This window comes from Micromonospora sp. WMMC415 (genome assembly GCF_009707425.1).
Taxonomy (GTDB): Bacteria; Actinomycetota; Actinomycetes; order Mycobacteriales; family Micromonosporaceae; genus Micromonospora.
The window spans coordinates 1,977,141-1,997,296 of the sequence record NZ_CP046104.1 but is presented as its reverse complement, the minus strand read 5'-3'; the positions used below and the strand labels follow the sequence as shown (position 1 = coordinate 1,997,296).

12 protein-coding genes are annotated in these 20,156 nt (G+C 73.3%); 3 read left to right on the top strand and 9 right to left on the bottom strand.

All coding sequences use genetic code 11. The features are described 5' to 3' along the window. Positions 1 to 5: 5 nt before the first annotated feature. From GKC29_RS09720 to argS, 9 genes are all read right to left on the bottom strand, one after another. Positions 6 to 3,503: a phosphodiester glycosidase family protein gene (locus GKC29_RS09720; protein ID WP_155330509.1), complete on the bottom strand. Its 3,498-nt coding sequence runs from the start codon at positions 3,501 to 3,503 to the stop codon at positions 6 to 8. A gap of 170 nt (positions 3,504 to 3,673) precedes the next feature. After that, entirely contained in the window at positions 3,674 to 5,668 is a 1,995-nt protein-coding gene (gene rho / locus GKC29_RS09715; protein WP_155330508.1) for a transcription termination factor Rho, read from the bottom strand. A 293-nt stretch (positions 5,669 to 5,961) separates the two neighbouring features. Then, positions 5,962 to 6,906, bottom strand: coding sequence for a homoserine kinase (gene thrB, locus GKC29_RS09710; protein ID WP_155330507.1), 945 nt, complete (start codon positions 6,904 to 6,906; stop codon positions 5,962 to 5,964). Positions 6,907 to 6,977: 71 nt separating this feature from the next. Further along, positions 6,978 to 8,222, bottom strand: coding sequence for an MFS transporter (locus tag GKC29_RS09705; protein WP_155330506.1), 1,245 nt, complete (start codon positions 8,220 to 8,222; stop codon positions 6,978 to 6,980). Between the two features lie 252 nt (positions 8,223 to 8,474). After that, complete coding sequence (locus GKC29_RS09700) at positions 8,475 to 11,789, bottom strand: efflux RND transporter permease subunit (RefSeq protein WP_155330505.1); 3,315 nt, start codon at positions 11,787 to 11,789, stop codon at positions 8,475 to 8,477. Positions 11,790 to 11,913: 124 nt separating this feature from the next. Further along, on the bottom strand, positions 11,914 to 12,963 hold the full coding sequence (gene thrC / locus GKC29_RS09695; RefSeq protein WP_155330504.1) for a threonine synthase: 1,050 nt from the start codon (positions 12,961 to 12,963) through the stop codon (positions 11,914 to 11,916). 111 nt (positions 12,964 to 13,074) lie between these two features. After that, positions 13,075 to 14,388, bottom strand: coding sequence for a homoserine dehydrogenase (locus GKC29_RS09690; RefSeq protein ID WP_196255903.1), 1,314 nt, complete (start codon positions 14,386 to 14,388; stop codon positions 13,075 to 13,077). An 8-nt stretch (positions 14,389 to 14,396) separates the two neighbouring features. Then, complete coding sequence (gene lysA / locus GKC29_RS09685) at positions 14,397 to 15,782, bottom strand: diaminopimelate decarboxylase (RefSeq protein WP_155330502.1); 1,386 nt, start codon at positions 15,780 to 15,782, stop codon at positions 14,397 to 14,399. Between the two features lie 3 nt (positions 15,783 to 15,785). Continuing rightward, positions 15,786 to 17,450, bottom strand: coding sequence for an arginine--tRNA ligase (argS, locus tag GKC29_RS09680; RefSeq protein WP_155330501.1), 1,665 nt, complete (start codon positions 17,448 to 17,450; stop codon positions 15,786 to 15,788). Positions 17,451 to 17,550: 100 nt separating this feature from the next. Between argS and GKC29_RS09675 the strand changes: the two genes are divergently transcribed. The 3 genes from GKC29_RS09675 (at position 17,551) to GKC29_RS09665 (ending at position 19,904) form a co-directional block, all read left to right on the top strand. Continuing rightward, positions 17,551 to 18,336, top strand: a complete 786-nt coding sequence (locus GKC29_RS09675) for a DUF3105 domain-containing protein (RefSeq protein ID WP_155330500.1) — start codon at positions 17,551 to 17,553, stop codon at positions 18,334 to 18,336. Between the two features lie 8 nt (positions 18,337 to 18,344). After that, entirely contained in the window at positions 18,345 to 19,013 is a 669-nt protein-coding gene (locus tag GKC29_RS09670) for a DUF305 domain-containing protein (RefSeq protein WP_155330499.1), read from the top strand. Positions 19,014 to 19,211: 198 nt separating this feature from the next. Further along, positions 19,212 to 19,904, top strand: a complete 693-nt coding sequence (locus tag GKC29_RS09665; RefSeq protein ID WP_155334057.1) for a winged helix-turn-helix domain-containing protein — start codon at positions 19,212 to 19,214, stop codon at positions 19,902 to 19,904. Positions 19,905 to 20,156 lie beyond the last annotated feature (252 nt).

Genomic DNA, 20,156 nt, shown 5'->3' with positions numbered 1-20,156 from the left:
ACGCCTCAGGCGGCGGGTGCCTCGGCTGCGGCGGTGAGGGCGACGGTTGCCTCGGCGCGGACGCCGTTGACCTCGACGGCGAGTTTCACCGAGGCGCCCGGGCGCAGCGCGGTGAGCCGGCCGGTGGCCGGGTCGAACCGGGCCACGTGCCAGGGCCGGAGCCCGAGCAGCGAGCCGACGTGCACGTTCGGCGACGCCGACCAGTCCGCGCTGACCGGGGCGGCCACCGGCACCGTACGGCCGCCGGGCTGGGTCACCGTCGCGGTGACGGTCGCCGGGGCGCCGACCGGGACGGTCGGCGGGGCGGTCACCGTGACCTGGTCGGCGTGGGCGTGGAACTCCGCGTCGACCCAGCGCGGGCCCTCGGCGAGCGGGTTCCGCCGGGCCCGGTCGGCCTCCGCCGGGGTCACCGGGTCCACGCCGTACTCGCTCCAGCCGGTGAAGCCGCCCTGGTCGGCCGGGCTGGACGGGTTCTTCCCCGAGTTGCCGTTGACGACGTACGGCACCCCGTCCACCCGGTCGGCGTGGAACGTGCCGACGTGGGCGCCGATGAAGAGCGCCCCCTTGCCGGTCCGGTGCTGGAAGTCGGCCAGCCACTGCTCCAGCAGGGCCGCCTCCTTGCGGTCACCGAGCTGGCTCGCCTTGACCGGGCTGGGGTCGCGGGGCGGGTGGTGGTGCAGCACGACCACCGAGCCGACGGTGGGATCCTTGGCGGCCGAGTCCAGCGCCTCGCGGAGCATCCGCACCTGCTCGAATCCGCCGCCGCGCAGGGTGCCGGTGGACGAGTTGAGGGTGACGAAGCGGGTTCCCTTGTGGTCGAAGACCCGCTCGGTGGCGCCGAACACCGCCCGGAAGTTGTCGATCGGCGCGCCCATGATCTCGTGGTTGCCGGGGACGTAGTGGTAGGGCACCTCCCCGCCGAGTTCCTCGTCGAACAGCCGCTTCGCGAGGGCGAAGTCCGCCGGGTACGCGGTGTCCACGAAGTCGCCGTTGACCAGCACGAAGTCCGGCTTGGCGGCCTTGACCTCGCGGAGCGTACGGCGGGCCTGGGCGACCAGGTCGCTGTCCGGGTTCGCCGCGACGAACTGGGCGTCGGAGAGCACCGCGAACCGCCAGGGCGCCCCGTCCACGGTGCCCTCGCGGACGACCACCCGGTCGGTCCGCGGCGCCTCGGCCGGCACGTCGACCGTCGGCGGCACCTTCGCCACCAGGTCGTCGATGACGACCTCGCTGCGGTACTGCGCGTCCGCCCGGGTCTCGGCGACGTAGAAGCGGCGGACCCGCAGCGGGTACTGCACGCCGGAGGGCACGGTGAACTCGACGTACCGCCAGCCCGTCCAGGTCACCAGCGGCCCCCGCAGCACGTGCTGCGTGTTCTGCGCGTCGTGCAGGTGCAGGCTCGGCCACTCCCCGGTGCCGTTGCCGTGGATCCACATGCCGAACGCCTGCGGCTGACCGGGCACGTCGATCCAGGTGGGCGGGTCGGCGTACGCGGCCCGGGTGCCGGTGGACTGGCTGAAGTCGTACGTCATCCGCAGGCCGGCGCCGGTGCGGCCCGGCGCCGGCGCGACGGAGCCGCTGGCCCGGGCCTGGCTGAACCGCCACGACGCGGCGTCGTCGAAGGTGGCCACCGGCACGTCGTCGAGCCCGACGGTGACGGGGACGACGGTGGTGCTGCGCCCGACGCGGACGGTGACCAGCGCGGAGCCGGTGTCCCGCAGCGCCGTCACCGTCAGGTTGCCGTCGGCGGTCGGCGTGATGCGCAGCAGGTCCCGGTCGTAGTCGAGGGTCAGGTCGGCGGGCTCGATCGGCGCGGTGTTGCCCTCGGCGTCGTAGCCGACCACACCGAGGAGGGCCGTTCCGTCGGTGCCGTCCAGGCCGACCCGGTCCACGGTGGAGTCGATCCGGCTCAGCGGCCCGAGCACGGTGAGGTCGAGGGTGCCTCGCGCGCCGCCCCGCGACGCCGTGACGGTGACCTGGCCGGGCAGGCCGGCCCGGAACACGCCGTCGTTCACCTTCCCGTGCCCGGCCGGGTTGGCCCGCCAGGTCGGCTCGCCGGCCGCCGGCCCGTACGTCTCGTCGTGCCCGGCGGCGGTGATCCGGCGGGTCAGGCCGGGGAAGACCCGGTCGGGCCGGCCGCCGCGCACGGGCGAGACGCCCGGCGCGCTGGTGGGGTCGCTCGCGGTCTCCAGCCAGTACCCGGTGAGCCGGCCGCTGCCCTGCGGGGCGTAGAGGGCGAGGCCGTTGGGGACGGCGCGCTCGGTGCCGTCGGACGGGCTGTTCTCCACCTGCACGCCGGCCGCGCCCGGTTCGCGGGCGAGCAGCGTCGAGGAGCCGCCGCCGTCGAGGTTCAGCGCGTGGTGGGCGCCGAGTTCGGCCATCATCCGGCCCATCTCGGTCTGGGTGACGCCGCGGCTGTCGACCTGCCGCCCGTCCACCGTCAGCATGATCATCTTCTGGCCGTCGGCGGAGAAGCCGACCGCGGTCCGCGGCGCCAGCGTGGGGTCGGCGATGCTCTGCACCACGCCGTCGCGGACCAGCACGTTGCCGCCGCCGACCGCCGCGTGCAGGGTGCCGCCGTCGGCGGGCCTCGGCCGGTAGGCGACGGTCACCGGGTCGCCGGGGTGCAGCCCGGCGAGGGCGTCGGCGCCGGCGTCCCGGCCGAGCAGCACGGTGGTGCCGGCGGGGATCGGGCCGCTGCCGGCCGTGGTGGCGACGCTGGTCACGCGACCGTCGACCACCGCGACCTCGGTGACGCGGGTGGCGCCCGCCACGGGACGTTCCCGGGTGTACGCCCCCCAGAGCGCGGTGAACACGCCGATCCCGTTCGCCTGGACCATGTTGTTGAACTGGGTCAGTGGCACCGGACCGGTGGGCAGCGTCGCAGTGCCCTCGAAGTGCACCTCGACGACGCGGCCGAGCCCCTCGGTGGTGACGGCGACCGCGTTGCGGTGCCCGGCGACGGCGGACTGGACGAGCTGGCCGTCCTGGATGCCGACGCCCTGGGCGGCGCCCGAGTTGTTGATGTCGAAGAAGTCGCCGTTCACGGCGGCCACGGCGCGGGTGCGGTCGGCCGCAGCGCGCAGGGGCTCCGCCTTGCTGACCACGCCGGAGTTGACGTAGTCGACGGTGACACCGCCGGACAGTTCGGCGGTGAGCGCGTCGGCGCGCAGCCAGCCGTCGGCGTCGTACCGGTCGACGGAGGTGAGGTCGAGGCCCGGCGCCACCGGGCGGGTGGTCTTCGTGGTCTCCAGGCCCCCGGCCGGCTCGACGCCGGTCGTGGTCCGGGCCGCGCGGGTGGCCCCCGCCGGGTCCGCCGCCAGCGTGACCGCGCCTGCGGGGTGGGACGAGGCGCGGGGTGTGTCCTCGGCGGCCGTGGCGGACAGGGTGTTGGCGGGCGCGGCCACCGCGGCGGCGGGGATCGGGACGGCGGTGGCCGTGGTGAGCAGCGGCGTCAGCAGCAGGACGCCGGCGAGCCGGGTGGATCGTCTGCGGGTACGCATGGACCACAGTCAACCCGACGATGAACAGAAGTTTCAATACTGGATAGCTGAAGCGAAGGAAAACTTCGTCACCGGCGGCTCGGGCGCCCGTCCGCCCGGGTGGACCGACAGCGAGGGGGCGCGGCCGACTGGCCGCGCCCCCTCGTCTCATCCCGCCCCGGCAGGGAGGGTCACTCCCCCGGCGTCGACTTCGCGATCTGCATCAGGAACTCGATGTTCGTACGCGACTGCTTCAGCCGGTCCAGCAGGAGGTCGAGCGCCGCCTGCGAGTCCAGCGAGTGCAGCACCTTCCGGAGCTTGTGGACGATGGCCAGTTCCTCCGGCGCGAGCAGGATCTCCTCCTTGCGCGTGCCGGACGGGTGGATGTCGATGGCCGGGAAGGTCCGCTTGTCAGCGATCTTCCGGTCCAGCTTCAGCTCCGCGTTACCGGTGCCCTTGAACTCCTCGAAGATGACCGTGTCCGCCATCGAACCGGTCTCCACCAGCGCGGTGGCGAGGATGGTCAGCGAGCCGCCGTTCTCGATGTTGCGGGCCGCACCCAGGAACCGCTTCGGCGGGTACAGCGCGGTCGAGTCGATACCACCCGACATGATCCGGCCGCTGGCCGGCGCCGCCAGGTTGTACGACCGGCCGAGCCGGGTCACCGAGTCGAGCAGGACGACCACGTCGTGGCCCAGCTCGACCAGGCGCTTCGCCCGCTCGATCGCCAGCTCCGCGACGGTGGTGTGGTCCTGCGGCGGACGGTCGAACGTCGCCGCGATGACCTCGCCCTTCACCGACCGCTGCATGTCGGTGACCTCTTCGGGCCGCTCGTCCACCAGCACCACCATCAGGTGGCACTCCGGGTTGTTGCGGGTGATCGCGTTCGCGATCGCCTGGAGCACCATCGTCTTACCGGCCTTCGGCGGCGAGACGATGAGCGCCCGCTGGCCCTTGCCGATCGGCATGACCAGGTCGATCACCCGGGTGGTGAGGATGTGCGGCTCGGTCTCCAGGCGCAGCCGATCCTGCGGGTAGAGCGGGGTCAGCTTGTAGAACTCCGGCCGGCGCTTCGCCTCCTCCGGCTCCATCCCGTTGATGGTGTCCAGCCGGACGAGCGGGTTGTACTTGTCGCGCCGCTGCTCGCCGTCGCGCGCCGCACGCACCGCACCGGTGATCGCGTCGCCGCGCCGCAGACCGTACTTCTTGATCTGGGACATGGAGACGTAGACGTCGTTCGGGCCGGCCAGGTAGCCGGTGGTCCGGACGAAGGCGTAGTTGTCGAGCACGTCGATGATGCCGGCCACCGGAACGAGCACGTCGTCCTCGCTGACCTGCGGCTCGCGGCCGCCGTCGCCGCCCTCGGCCCGCTCACCACGGCCCCGCCGACGGTCCCGGAAACGGCTGCGCCGGCCGCGCCGGCCGCCGCCCTCGCCGTCGTCGTCGCCGTCGCCGTCGCGCTCGGCGCGCTGGCCCCGGTCACCGTTGCGGTCGCCGCGCTCGTTGCGGTCGCCGCGGTCAGCACGCTCGGCCCGCTCGTTACGGTCACCGCGCTCGCCGCGCTCGGCCCGCTCGTTACGGTCACCGCGATCGGCCCGCTCACCGCGCTCGGCCCGCTCACCGCGCTCACCGCGCTCGGCCCGCTCGTTACGGTCACCGCGCTCGGCGCCGCGCTCGGCCCGCTCACGGCCGCCACGGCCCTCGCCCCGCTCGCCGGCCTCGGCCTCCTCGGGCCGGGTCTCGGCCCGCGTCTCGCCGGCCTCGCCGCCCCGGGCCTCGCCGGCCCCGCGGCCGCGCCGGCCGCGGGTGCGACCGGTCGTCTCGGCGGGCGCCGACTCGGCCGGCTGCTCCGCCCGCCGCTCAGCCGCCTCCGGCCGCTCGGCCGGCTCGCGGACCTCGGCGTGGACCTCCTCCCGGGCAGGGGCGGCCGCAGCCGCCACCTCGGCCCGCGGTCGAGGGGTTCCGGTGGCGGCCCCGCCGCCCTGGCGCTCGGAGATCGCGCTGATCAGCTCGCCCTTGCGCATGCGAGCCGTGCCCGAGATGCCGAGCGACGCGGCCAGGCTCTGGAGCTCCGGCAGCAGCATCGCCGACAGGCCGGTGCCACTGCGTCGCCGACGGGTCGGAGCAGCGGACGTGGCATCAGCGACGTTGGAAACATCCGACGTCACGTCGGTGGTGTCGCTCAATGGATTCCTTCCCTCGATTGGCCGGGACTGCCCGGATCGACATGCAGGTGGCCGGGCGGCCTCGGTGCACCCGCCTCGCAAGGACGCGTCGCGGGAGTCTGTGACACAGCAGCCGGTCGCTTTCCCGACTCACCGTCGTGGTGGGCGGGATCCGCCGTCTGCGGCGACCTGTGAAGACTGCGGTGCGGCGTGGGCCTAGGCAGGGGTGACGGGCTGACCGCCGAAAGCTTCGGGGGTGCGCCGACCCGCAGGAAGATCGCATGCTTCGCGGCTGTGCTAAGTCTAGAGCGTAATCAACTCTTCCGACCTGCGGCAACAGGGTCCCGCTCCGCGTGTCCCAGTCTACCCCGGACGACCCGGGCGCCGTGTGCCTCTATCGGCAACCGCCAGACCTGCCAATCTGTTCCCGGATGCAGGTCGGCGGGCGGCTCGGACAACGCCAGCACGGTCGGCCCCGCACCGGAGACCACAGCCGCCACACCAGCCCCACGCAGCTCATTCACCAGTGCAGCCGTCTCCGGCATGCCCTCGGCCCGGTAGCCCTGGTGCAGCCGGTCGACCGTGGCCGGCAGCAACAGCTCCGGCGCCGCGGTGAGAGCGTGCACGAGCAACGCGGCCCGGCCCGCGGTCAACGCCGCGTCGCCGTGCGGCACCGTCGGCGGCAGCGCGGCCCGCGCCGCGGCCGTGAGCCCACGCCCGGCCGGCACGAAGACCGTCGGCCGGACGCCGTCGGCGACGGGCAGCGACACCGCCCGGGCACCGGCCGGCTCCGTCCACGCCACGGTGAACCCGCCGAGCAGGCAGGGCGCCACATTGTCCGGATGGCCCTCGATCCGGGCGGCGAGCCGGAGCACCGCCGCGTCGTCCATCCGGCGGCCCCCGTCGACCACCAGCCCCCGGGCCAGCAGCACACCCGCGACGATCGCCGCCGACGAGGAGCCGAGCCCGCGTGCCTGCGGGATGCGGTTGACGCACTCCACCGACAGCCCCGGTGGCTGGCCACCGAGCTCGTCGAAGGCGGCCCGCATGGCGCTCACCACCAAGTGCCGCTCGTCGTCGGGCAGGTCGCCGGCCCCCTCACCGGTCACGCTCACGGTGACACCGTCGGTGGTGACCTCGGCGGCGACGTCGTCGTGCAGCGCCAGCGCCAACCCCAGGGCGTCGAACCCGGGCCCGAGGTTGGCACTGGTGGCGGGGACCCGCACCCGGACCGGGTCGGGCGTGAAAATTGTGGGCACGGGCTCATGCTAGGGCCGGGCACCGACGTCCCGGATCTCTGCCCGCACCGTGGGACCGGCCGGAACGGCGCCTACCGCGCGACCGACGGATCCGGCTCGGGGACCGGGTCGGTGAGGGAGAGCTTCCGGGTGGCGATCCGCCAGCCGACCGCGTAGACCAGGGTGACCAGGCCGCAGCCGGCCAGCACCACGCGCTCGTCGACGATGTCGACCACGGACGCCACCACCAGCTGGCTCACCGAGATGGCCAGCGTCGCCAGCATCATGTCGGTGGCGAAGACCCGGCCCCGCAGCCGGTCCGGCACCTCGCCCTGCAGGGCGAAGTTCGACATCACCCAGTTGCTGCCACCCGCGAAATGCGCCACGAAGACCAGCGCGAGCACCAGCGGGAACCAGTCGACGACCGAGGTGCCGAGATAGGCCAGCCCGTAGAGCGACATGGACAACGCCAGGCCGGGCAGCAGCCAGGCCCGGTTGCCCAACACCCGCCGCATCAGGATCGGGCCCACCAGCGCCCCGGCGCCGCGTACCGCGAAGAGCAGGCCGGCGCCGGCCGCGCCCGCGCCGTAGACGCCGGCCAGCAGCGGGAACACCGTCAGCACCCCGTTGCCGAGACCGACCGCGGACTTCACCGTCACCAGAGCCAGTACCCGGGGCCGGTGCCCGATGTAGCCGAGCGCCTCGCGGACGGCCACCCAGGTCTGCTGCACCGGCCGGTCCCGGTCCCGGGGCGCCTGCAACGGCCGGCGGATCCGCGTCGCCAGGCCCGCCGCCAGGGCCAGGCCGCCCACCCCGACCCAGAAGCAGGCGTACGGGCCGACGGCGCTGCTCAGCACACCGCCGAGCGACGCGCCGACGATCGTCATCGTGCCCCAGGCGGAGCCCGCGACCGCGTTGCCGGCGGCCAGCTCGTCGGCGTCGAGCACGTTCGGCAGGGCGGCCTGGGCGGCCGGTGAGTAGAAGGCCTTGGCGACCGCCACCACGCCGATGCCGACCATCGCCAGCCACGCCGTGCCGGCGCTGCGTACGCCCAACAGCAGCAGCACGCCGAGCAGGGCGGCGATGTTGGCCCCGATCATGATCTTGCGGCGGTCGAAGCGGTCGGCCACCGTCCCGGTGTACGGCAGCAGCAGCGCCACGATGCCGGTGTCCACGGCGAGGACCAGTGCCCCCCACACCCCGCTGCCGGTCAGCGACGGCAGGAGCACCAGCAGCGGGACCATGACGAACCAGTCGGCGCCGAAGACCACCAGCTCGGCCAGGAAGAGGTTGCGGAAGTTCCGGTTGCGGCGCAGGACCGAGAGGATGGACGGCACGACCGCACCCTACCCAGCCGGCGCCTCACGTTCCGTCGGTGCGCGGACAGCACGCAGACCTGGATCGCCACGCCGTGGTCCGGACCCGGTTGTCCGCAGGCCGCGGTGGCCTGCCGCCGGTCGGCCACCGCCCACCGGGGGGTCCGGGCGCTCGGACACCCCCGGCCCGGAGTCGGTCAACGCGGCTCCGCCGGGGCCCGGAGCCGGCGGACGCCCCCGACCGCTGGTCGGGGGCGTCCGAGGCGAGCAGCCCTACTCGGTCGGCGGCAGCGGCGACGTGCGGCTCTTGGGCAGCCGCAGCACCTCGAACTGGTCGGTGCCGTCGACCAGCGCCGCCGAGGGAGCCGGCCGCCCCGTGGACGCGCTGCCCGACCCGGCGGCCGACGCGGCGGTCCCGGCGCCCGACCCGGTCCTCCCGGCGCCGGTCGCAGCCGGCTCCGGCTCGGCGGTCGGCTCGGCGGTCGGCTCGTCCGGCGCCGACCCGGCGTCCGTGGACGGGCCGGCCGGAGCCCCGGGCACCACCCCGCGTCGGCGGTCGCGGCGGGCCCGGAGCGACTCCTTCGTGTGCTCCACCATCGCGTACAGGGTCGGCACCAGGACCAGGGTGAGCAGCGTCGAGCTGAGCAGACCACCGATCACCACGATCGCCAGCGGCTTCGAGATGAAACCGCCCTCACCGGTGAGGCCCAACCCCATCGGCAGCAGCGCGAAGATCGTGGCGACGGCGGTCATCAGGATCGGCCGCAACCTGCGGCGACCGCCCTCGACGACCGCCTCCCGGACGCCCATGCCCTGCGCCCGGTACTGGTTGATCAGGTCGAGCAGCACGATCGCGTTGGTCACCACGATGCCGACGAGCATGAGCACGCCGATCAACGCGGGAACCCCCAGCGGGGTGCCGGTGGCCAGCAGCAGGCCGATCGCCCCGGTCGCCGCGAACGGAACGGAGACCAGCAGGATCAGCGCCTGGGTCAGGCTCCGGAACGTCGCCACCATGATCAGGAAGACGATCGCGATGGCGGCCAGCACCGCCAGGCCCAGGTCGGCGAAGGCCTCCTCCTGGTCCGCGCTGACCCCGCCGATCGCGAAGGTCGCCCCCGGCACGTCGATCGCGTCCAGCTTCTTCTGCAGGTCCTGACTGATCCCTCCGAGGTTGGAGCCGGTGGCCGTACCGCTGACCGACACGCTGCGCTCGCCGTCGATCCGGGTGACCTGCTGCGGCCCGCCGACCGTGGTGACGTCGGCGATCGCGCCCAGCGTGACCGTACCGACCGGCAGGGCCTTGAGCTGGTCGAGCGAGAGCGGCGGCTGCGCCGTGGAGCGCAGCACCACGGCCTGCTGCCCGCCGTCGAGCGTCACCTGACCCAGCGGCGTGCCCCGGTACGCCTGTGCGACCAGCTGCCCCACGGCCGCCTCCGAGAGACCAACCCCGGCGGCCTTCGCCCGGTCGACGGTGACCTCGACCCGGTCCACCTGCGTGGCGAGGCTGGTCGTAACGTCCTCGACGCCGGCGATGCCCCGCATCGCCGCCGTGGCCTCGTCGGTGGCCCGGGTCAACGTCGCCGGGTCGGCGGCCTGCACGACCACCTCGAGCTGGTTGGCCGAGGCGCCGCCCTGCCCGGCCCCGAACCGGAACTCGCCGACGCCCGACCCGAGCGCGTCGAACTTCTCCCGCAGGACGCCGCGCATCTCCTTCGCGTCGGTGTCCCCGCCGAGCGCGAGGTTCCAGGTGGCGACGTTGTTGCCGCCGGTGCCGGCCCACGGGGTGTCCCCGGACCCGGCGGTCAACTGGTACGTCTCGACGCCCTCGGTGCCGGCCAGCACCGCCTCGACCTTGCGGGCGGCCTCGTCCGTGCCGGTCAGGCCGGTGCCCGCCGGCAGCTCCTGGGTGATGGTCAGGGTGTCCTGGCCGGAGTCGTCCAGGAAGTTGGTCTCCAGCTGGCGGGACAGGCCGAACGTGCCGAAGAGGACCAGCACGCCGAGCCCGAGGGTGATCCAGCGGGTGGCCCGGGTACGGGTGGCGAAGCCGATGACCGGCAGGTACCCCCGCTGCAACGGGCTGCGCAGCTCCTTCTCCTCCGCCGCCCGGCGTACGTCCGCCTTCATGTCACCGGCCGGCTTGAGGAACCAGTACGCCAGCACCGGGATGACGGTCAGCGACACCAGCAGCGAGGCGAGCAGGGCCACCGTGACCGTGATCGCGAACGGCGCGAACAGCTGCCCGACGAACCCGCCCACCAGCGCGATCGGCGCGAACACGGCGACGGTGGTGAGCGTGGAGGCGGTCACCGCGCCGGCCACCTCGCGGACGGCGGTGAGGATGGCCTCCCGCTTGGCCTCGCCGTACTCCAGGTGCCGTTTGATGTTCTCCAGCACCACGATCGAGTCGTCCACCACCCGGCCGACCGCGATCGTCAGCGCGCCGAGGGTGAGCAGGTTGAGCGAGTAGTCGCCGATCCACAAAGCGATCAACGCGACCACCACCGACAGCGGGATGGAGACCGCGGTGACGACGGTGGACCGGACCGAGAGCAGGAAGACCAGGATCACCACGACCGCCATCACGAGACCCAGCAGGCCCTCGGTGGTGAGGCTCTCGATCGACTTCTCGACGAAGGGCGCCTGGTCGAAGACGACGGTCAGCTCGGCGCCGGACGCGCCGCGCAGGTCGGCGAGCCGGTCCCGGATCTCGTGCGAGATCTCCACCGCGTTGCCGTCCGGCGCCGCGGTGACGGCGACGCCCAGGCTCTCCTTGCCGTTGGTCCGCGTGATCGCCGTGGCCGGCACGGGCTGCTGCTCGACGGTCGCCACGTCCCCGAGGCGGACCGCGGGCGGGGCGAGCACCAGGTTGCGCAGGTCGTCGAGGTCGGCCAGCGGCGTACCGACCTGGACCGGGAGCGTCCGGCCCTCGACGACCACCGCACCGGCGGGGACCACGACGCCGTTGGCCCGCAACGCCTCACCGATCGCGCTCGGCCGGATCCCGGCCGCCGCGAGCTTGGCCTGGTCCGGCGTGACGGCCACGACCTCGTCGCGGGTGCCGGTCACCTCGACGGTACGGACACCCTCGATCGCCTCCAGCTCGGGCACGACCGTGTCGCGGAGCTTCTCGCCGAGCGCGCGCAGGTCGCCGCCGGACGCGGCGAGCACCACCGCCGGCAGGTCGTCCGTGCCACCGGCGATGACCTGGGGGTCGACCCCCTCGGGCAGTTGGGCGTCGACGCGGTTGAGCGCGGTCTGCATCTTGTTGACCACGTCGTCCAGGTCGGTGCCGAACTCGTACTGCACCTGGACGGTCGTCGAACCCTCACGCGAGGTCGAGGTGATCTTCTCCAGCCCCGGGATGCCCTGGAGGCTGTTCTCGATCGGCTCGGTGACCTGCGACTCGACGACCTCCGGACCGGCACCGGGGTACGCCGCCACGACGAACGCGGCCGGGAACTCCAGCGACGGCAGGAGTTGCTGCTTCAGCGACGGCACGGCGAACGCTCCGAACGCCGTGGCCACCACCGCGATGAGGGCGACCAGCCCTCGGTTGGCGAGACTGAATCTGGCGAGCAGCGACATCGGCTGGACTCACTCCTGGAGAGGACCTGCGGGCGGGGTGGGGAAAGTGTGCCCCACCCGATCTCGGCGGGTTTCTGTGGGGCTCCACAGCGGTCCCGCCGACGGGACCGTCACCGGGAGCGGTTCACACCAGGTCGAGAGAGCGGGCCGCGGCCAGCGGATCGTTGGCGATGGTGACCGGTGCCGGGGCCGTGGAGATGGCCCACTCCGGGTCCTTCAGGCCGTGACCGGTGACGGTGCAGACCACCGTCGAACCGGCCGGCACGGCGCCGGCGGCGGCCTGCTGGAGCAGCCCCGCGACGCTGGCCGCGCTGCCCAACTCGACGAAGATCCCGACCTCCCGGGCGAGTAGCCGGTACGCGGCCAGGATCTCCCGGTCGGTGACCGCGGCGATCAGGCCACCGGAGGCGTCCCGGGCGTCGAGCGCCTTCGTCCAGCTCGCCGGGTTGCCGATCCGGATGGCGGTGGCGATGGTCGACGGCTCACGGACCACCTGGCCGGTGACGATCGGCGCCGCCCCGGACGCCTGGAAGCCGTACATCTTCGGGGCCCTCGTGACGTTGCCGGCGTCCCGCTCCTCCGAGTAGCCCAGCCAGTAGGCGGAGATGTTGCCGGCGTTGCCGACCGGCAGGCAGTGGATGTCCGGGGCGTCGCCGAGCGCCTCGACGATCTCGAACGCGGCCGTCTTCTGGCCGTGCAGCCGGTCGATGTTCACCGAGTTGACCAGGGCGACCGGGTAGTCCTGGGCGAGCTTCGCGGCCAGCGCCAGGCAGTCGTCGAAGTTGCCGCTCACCTGGAGCAGCCGGGCGCCGTGCACGAGCGCCTGGGCGAGCTTGCCCAGCGCGATCTTGCCCTGCGGCACGAGCACCGCGCAGGTCAGGCCGGCGCGGGCGGCGTACGCGGCGGCCGAGGCGCTGGTGTTGCCGGTGGACGCGCAGATGATCGCCTTGTTGCCGGCCTCGACCGCCTTGGAGACCGCGACCGTCATGCCCCGGTCCTTGAAGGAGCCGGTCGGGTTGGCCCCCTCGACCTTCAGCCAGACGTCGCAGCCGATCCGGGACGACAGCACCGGCGCGGGCAGCAGCGGCGTGTTCCCCTCATGCAGGGTGACGACCGGAGTGGCGTCGGTGACCGGCAGCCGATCCCGGTACGCGTCGATGAGACCCCGCCACATGTCGTACTCCTCCGCCTCTGCTCCCGGCCGCGCCGGGTCACGTCAAGCCTGGACCAGCGGCCCCGGGCGGCCTCCGGTGGACCCTGCGCCACCCACCAGGCGGGACACGGGTCAGGCCCCGCCCTCGACCCGCAGCACGCTGGCCACCGACCGGACGATGTCCAACCCGCGCAGCTCGCGGACGGTCGCGGCGAGCGCGGCGTCCGGCGCGACGTGGGTGACGATGACCAGGTCGGCGTCCTCGCCACGGCCGGCCGCGCCGCCCCCCGCGGGGCCCTGCCGGACGGTGGCGATCGAGACGTCGTGCCGGGCGAACACACCGGCCACCGCCGCCAGCACACCCGGCCGGTCGGTCACGTCGAGGCTGATGTGGTAGCGCGTCAGCGCCTCCCCCATCGGCCGCACCGGCAGGTCGGCGTACGCGGACTCACTGGCCGCCCGGACCCCGGCGAGCCGGTTGCGGGAGACCGCCACCACGTCGCCGAGCACGGCGCTGGCGGTCGGCGCGCCCCCCGCGCCCCGGCCGTAGAACATGAGCTGCCCGGCCGCCTCCGCCTCGACGAAGACCGCGTTGAACGCATCGCCGACGCTGGCCAGGGGGTGGGTCAGCGGGATCATCGCCGGGTGCACCCGGACGCTGACCGTCTCGCCGCCGGCCGCGTCGGCGCCCCGGGCGGCGATGCAGAGCAGCTTGATGGTGCAGCCCATCGCCTTGGCGCTGGCCACGTCGGCGGCGGTGACCTCGGTGATGCCCTCGCGGTGCACGTCGGCCGCGCTGACCCGGGTGTGGAACGCCAGCGAGGCGAGGATCGCGGCCTTCGCCGCCGCGTCGAAACCCTCCACGTCGGCCGTCGGGTCGGCCTCGGCGTACCCCAGCTCGGTCGCCTCCTCCAGCGCCTCGGCGAAGCCGGCGCCGGTGGCGTCCATCGCGGAGAGGATGAAGTTGGTGGTGCCGTTGACGATGCCGGTGACCCGGGTGATCCGGTCGCCGTGCAGCGACTCGCGCAGCGGCCGCAGCAGCGGGATCGCGCCGGCCACCGCCGCCTCGTAGTAGAGGTCGCCGCCGCCCTCGGCCGCCGCGTCGTGCAGCGCGCCGCCGTCCTCGGCGAGGAGCGCCTTGTTCGCCGTGACGACGCTCTTGCCGGCCCGCAGCGCCTCCACCAGCCAGCCCCGGGCCGGCTCGATGCCGCCGACCATCTCCACCACGACGTCGACGTCGTCGCGTTTGATCAGGCCGAGCGGGTCGGTCGTGAACAGCGTCGGGTCGACCGGCAGGTCGCCGCGGTCACGGCCGACCCGGCGGACGGCGATGCCGGCGATCTCCAGCGGCGCGCCGATCCGGGCGGCGAGGTCGGCGGACTGCTCGTGCAGCAGCCGGACCACCTCGCTGCCGACCGTGCCGCAGCCGAGCAGCGCCAAACGCACAGGTGACGTCATCCCACATCCAAAGCGAGCAGGTCCTCTTCGGTCTCCCGCCGGACGATCAGGCGCGCCTGGCCGTCCCGCACCGCGACGACCGGCGGGCGCGGCACGTGGTTGTAGTTGCTGGCCATGCTCCGGCAGTACGCACCCGTGCCCGGCACCGCGACAAGATCTCCGGGCTGCACGTCGGCGGGCAGGAATTCATCCTTCACCACGATGTCCCCGGACTCACAATGCTTTCCCACCACGCGGGCAAGCATCGGCTCGGCAGCGCTCGCCCGGGAGGCCAGGGTCGCCGAGTACGACGCGTCGTACAGCGCGGTGCGGATGTTGTCGCTCATGCCCCCGTCGACGCTCACGTACGTCCGGATCCCGTCGACGTCCTTGACGGTGCCCACCTCGTACAGGGTGAACACGGCCGGCCCGACGATCGCCCGGCCCGGCTCGATGGACAGGTGCGGCACGGCCAGCCGCTCGGCGGCGCACTCCGAGTCGACGATCTTGCGCAGCCGCTTCGCCAGGTCGGCCGGCGTCGCCGGGTCGTCCTGGGTCGTGTACGCGATGCCGAAACCGCCGCCCAGGTCCAGCTCGGGCAGTTCCACGCCGCGCGCGTCCCGGATCTGCGCCTGCAGCGCGAGCACCCGGCGGGCGGAGACCTCGAAGCCGCTCGCGTCGAAAATCTGCGACCCGATGTGCGAGTGCAGGCCACGCAGCTCCAGCACGTCCTCGTCGAGGATGCGCAGCGCGGCGGCGATCGCCGCGCCGCCGGCCAGCGAGAAGCCGAACTTCTGGTCCTCGTGGGCGGTGGCGATGAACTCGTGGGTGTGCGCCTCGACGCCGACGGTCACCCGGACCAGCACCCTCGGCCGGACGCCCCGCTCCCGCGCCAGCGCCGTCAGCCGGTCGATCTCCTGGAACGAGTCGACGATGATGCGGCCCACCCCGGCGTCCAGCGCCCGGCTCAGCTCCCCGACCGACTTGTTGTTGCCGTGGAAGCCGATCCGCTCCGGCGGCATCCCGGCCGAGAGCGCGGTGGCCAGCTCCCCACCGGTGCAGACGTCGAGGTACAGGCCCTCCTCGGCGATCATCCGGACCACCGCGCGGCAGAGGAACGCCTTGCCGGCGTAGTAGACGTCCTCGGTGGGGAACGCGGCGCGGAAGTCACGGCAGCGGCCGCGCAGGTCGTCCTCGTCCAGCACGTACACCGGGGTGCCGAACTCGGCCGCGACGTCGCGGACCGGGAGGCCCGCGACCGCCAGCGCGCCGTCGGCCCCGCGCGCGACGTTGCGCGGCCACAGCGCCGGCACCAGGGCGTTGACGTCGACCGGCGTACGCAGCCAGGCCGGCCCCCGGCTGCCGATGTCCCCGTGCAGGGCACCGGCCTCGTGAGCGCGCATGGGTTACATCCTCTCCGGGGCGGAGACGCCGAGCAGGTGCAGGCCGTTGGCGATGACCACGCGGGTCGCGTCGTTCAGCCAGAGCCGGGCGCGGTGCAGGTCGGTGACCTCCTCGTCGCCGCGCGGCAGGATCCGGCAGTTGTCGTAGAACCGGTGGTACGCCCCGGCCAGGTCCTCCAGGTACCTCGCCACCCGGTGCGGCTCGCGCAGCTCGGCGGCGGCCGCCACCACCGCGGGGAACTCGGCGAGCGCCTTGAGCAGCTCGTTCTCCTTCTCGTGGTCGAGCAGCTCGGGTCGGAAGGCCGCCGCGTCGCCCCGGGTCAGGCCGACCTCCGCGGCGTTGCGCCCGACACTCGCCGTACGGGCCGCGACGTACTGCACGTAGTAGACCGGGTTGTCGCGGGTGGCCCGCGTCCACAGCTCGATGTCGATGTCGATGGGCGAGTCGCTGGAGTAGCGCGCCAGCGCGTACCGGGAGGCGTCCACGCCGATCGCCTCGACCAGGTCCTCCAGGGTGACGACGGTGCCGAACCGCTTGCTCATCCGCACCGGCACGCCGTCGCGCACCAGGTTGACCAGCTGGCCGATGAGGATCTCCAGGTTGCGGGCCGGGTCGTCGCCGAAGCAGGCGGACATCGCCTTCATCCGGCCGAGGTAGCCGTGGTGGTCGGCGCCGAGCATGATCACGACCCGCTCGAAGCCCCGCTCCCGCTTGTCCAGGTAGTACGCGCAGTCGGCGGCGAAGTACGTCCACTCGCCGTTGGACTTGCGCAGCACCCGGTCCTTGTCGTCGCCGAAGTCGGTGGTGCGCAGCCAGACGGCGCCGTCGGCCTCGTACGTGTTGCCCTGCTCCCGCAGCCGGTTGAGCGCGTGGTCCAGCTCACCCCGGTCGTGCAGGTCCTTCTCGTTGAAGTAGGTGTCGAACTCCACGCCGAAGTCGCGCAGCGAGGACTTGATCTCGGCGAACATCAGCTCGACGCCCTCGACCCGGAACACCTCCTGGGCGGCGGCGTCGTCGAGCGTCAGCACCTCCGGCCGCCGGGCCTTCACCTGCTCCGCGATCTCCGCGATGTACGCCCCGGCGTAGCCGTCCTCGGGGGCGGGCTCGCCCTTGGCGGCGGCGAGCAGTGACCGGGCGAAGCGGTCGATCTGCGAGCCGGCGTCGTTGAAGTAGTACTCCGTGCCGACGTCGGCGCCGGTCGCGCGCAGCAGCCGGCTCAGCGCGTCACCCACGGCCGCCCAGCGGACCCCGCCGATGTGCACCGGGCCGGTCGGGTTCGCCGACACGAACTCCAGGTTGATCTTCTGCCCGGCGAGCCGGTCGCTCCGGCCGTACTCCGCGCCCGCCTCGACGATCGCGCGGGCGAGCTGGCCCGCGGCGGCCGCGTCGAGACGGATGTTGAGGAAGCCCGGGCCGGCGATCTCCACCGACTTGACCCCCGGGGCCCGGCCGAGCTGCTCGGCCAGGCCGGCGGCCAGCTCCCGCGGCGGCACGCCCACCTTCTTGCTGAGCTGGAGCGCCAGCGTCGAGGCGTAGTCGCCGTGCTCGGGGTTTCGGGGTCGCTCCACCGCCGTCCGCTCCGGCAGGGCGGAGCGGTCCAGGCCCCGCTCGGTGAAGACGGCGTGGGCTGCGGTGAGGACGACCTCGGCGAGTTCTGCGGGAGTCACCGAACCATGTTATCGGGGGTAGACTCGGTCCCCGCGGCGGCGACCCAGCATGTGAACCCGGCCCGCCAGATCCCCTGACCGACCGACCTGACGAGGCACGATGAGCATCAGCACCCCGGGCGGCCCGGAGCGCCGTCCGACCGTGGTCAGCACCGGCAAGAGGCCGGGCGCGGGCAAGCCGGCAGCCGGTAAGGCCGGGTCCGGCAAGCCGGCGGGTACCCCGCGCGCGGGCGGCAAGGGCCCCCGCAAGCCGATCGCCCCGGTGAAGGTCAGCCAGGGCCGCAGCTGGGGCCCGATCGCGCTGTTCGTCGCCGTCGGCGTGCTCGCCGTGGCGATCATCGGCTACGGCGCGTGGGCGACCTTCCAGGGTTCGAAGCCGTGGGACGACCGGGCGAACGCGATCGACGGCATCGTCAACTTCCGCGAGAAGGACCCGGACCTGGTCAAGGGCGGCAACCACCAGCAGGGCTCGATCACGTACCCGGTGCTGCCCCCGGTCGCCGGCCCGCACAACGACGCCTGGCAGAACTGCATGGGCGACGTCTACGACGCCCCGATCGCCAACGAGCACGCGGTGCACAGCCTGGAGCACGGCGCGGTCTGGATCACCTACCAGCCGAACCTGCCGGCGGACCAGGTCGAGAAGCTCGCCGAGAAGGTGCGCGGCAACGAGAAGCTGTTCATGAGCCCGTACGAGGGCCTCGACAAGCCGATCTCGCTGCAGGCGTGGGGCTACCAGCTCAAGGTCGACAACGCCGACGACGGCCGGATCGACGAGTTCATCAAGACCCTGAAGGTGAACGCCTCGATCGAGGGTCCGACCGCCCTCTGCAACCAGGGCGTCACCGCCACCGGCACCACTCCCCGTCAGTTGCAGCAGCAGTAAGGACTGCCATGACCGCGCCCACGACCCTCGACAGCGACAGCGGCGAGACCACGGCCACCGGGGACGGTGACCGGGTGTCCGCCCGCCGGTTCGGCACCCTCGCGGTGGCGCTCGCCGTCGTGGTCGGTCTCCTGCTCGGGTACGCGGGGGGGCTGCTAACCCCCCGCGTCACCCGGCCGGGGGACGCCTCGGTCGAGGCGGGCTTCGCGCGGGACATGACCACCCACCACGCCCAGGCGGTCGAGATGGGGCTGATCGCGTTCCAGCGCGGCACGGACCAGGAGGTCCGGACGATCGGCGGCGACATCGCCCTCGCCCAGCAGGGCGACATCGGCACCATGCAGACGTGGCTGCGGTCCTGGGGGCTGGACCCGACCGGCTCCCAGCCCCGGATGGCGTGGATGCCGGACGGGACCGAGATGGTCCGTAACGGGCTGATGCCCGGGATGGCGACCCCGGAGCAGATGGCACAGCTGCGCGAGGCGCAGGGCAAGGAGTTGGACGTCCTCTTCCTGGAGCTGATGATCACGCACCACCTCGGCGGCATCCACATGGTCGACGCCCTGCTCGACGCCAGCGACGAGCCGGACGTGGTCCAGGCCGCGCAGACCATGAAGAACACGCAGCAGACCGAGCTGACCAACCTCCAGAACGCGCTGAAGCGCATCCAGGGCTGAGTCCGCTCCGGCGCCGTGGAGAGGCCCGCACCGCCCGTCTGGTGGTGCGGGCCTTCTGCGTCGGGGGGACATGGTGCGCCAGAACGCGGTCGACTTGCCCGTTTCGGGCGCTGTGGGTCACTCGACCGAATCCATCGCTAAGAGAAGTTTCTCCACACATATCGTGACCAGTTGCGATTCGGGCTCGTTGCGCAGGACGTGGGGGTTGCACTGAGAGACGCGCGGCGTTCGGTCACCAGCTGGTGCCGGCGCCACACCATCGGCGGTGACGGGGCGGTGGCGGCCGTCCGTCGCGGACAGCGGCAGGGCGAGCCGGGAATGCTCAGCCGCGAACAGGAACTCGAACTGATCGACACGCTGCGGGGCAGCTACCCCGACGCGTTTGGCCTGGACGAGGAGCTCTGGACGCGACAGAGCCTGCACACCCTCATCCAGAGCCGGTTCGAGCTGCCGATGGACGCGGGGGCGGTCGGGGCGTACCTGCGGGCCTGGGGGTTGGGTCCGCGAGAGCCCCGCGAGCGCGCCTGCGGGCTCTGCGTGGGCGCGGTCGAGCGGTGGGTACGCACCGAGTACCCGGCCATCACCCGCGCCGCCCAGGAGCACCTGGCGGAGGTGTACTGGCTCGGGCGGGTCCGGCTGCGGGGGACGATGCCGGCCGCCGACGTGATCTCCGCCGTCTCGTCCCGAGGCCGCGTCCGCTTCATGATCACCACGCCGTCGGTCGACCCACCGCTGCCCCGGGACTTCGTGCTCCGGCTGAGCGGTGCGGAGCAGCGCACCGTGCACCTGATCGTGGACGGCTCCTGGCCGCGCAACGAGTGGCCCCGCCGACTGCCCCGCCGGATCGTGCTGCACCCGCTGCCCAGCTGCGGCCGGGCCGTCGCCGCCTGAGCCACCCGGCGAGTACGCGCCGTCCTCCCTTTGCTCTGCTTCAACCGGCGCACCGGAATCGGCCCCGGACCGGTGCGTGGGTTGAAGCAGAGCAAAGGGGCCGGGTCGGGTGTGCTGCCCCACGCCCCGAGGCGGTTCGGCACGACGTTCCGGCCCTCCCCGCGGCCGGACCGCCGTGATCGACCGGAGTGCGAGGTCCGAACGGCGGGCAGGGCGCGGCGACACGGAGCCGATCTGCCGGATACCGATTCG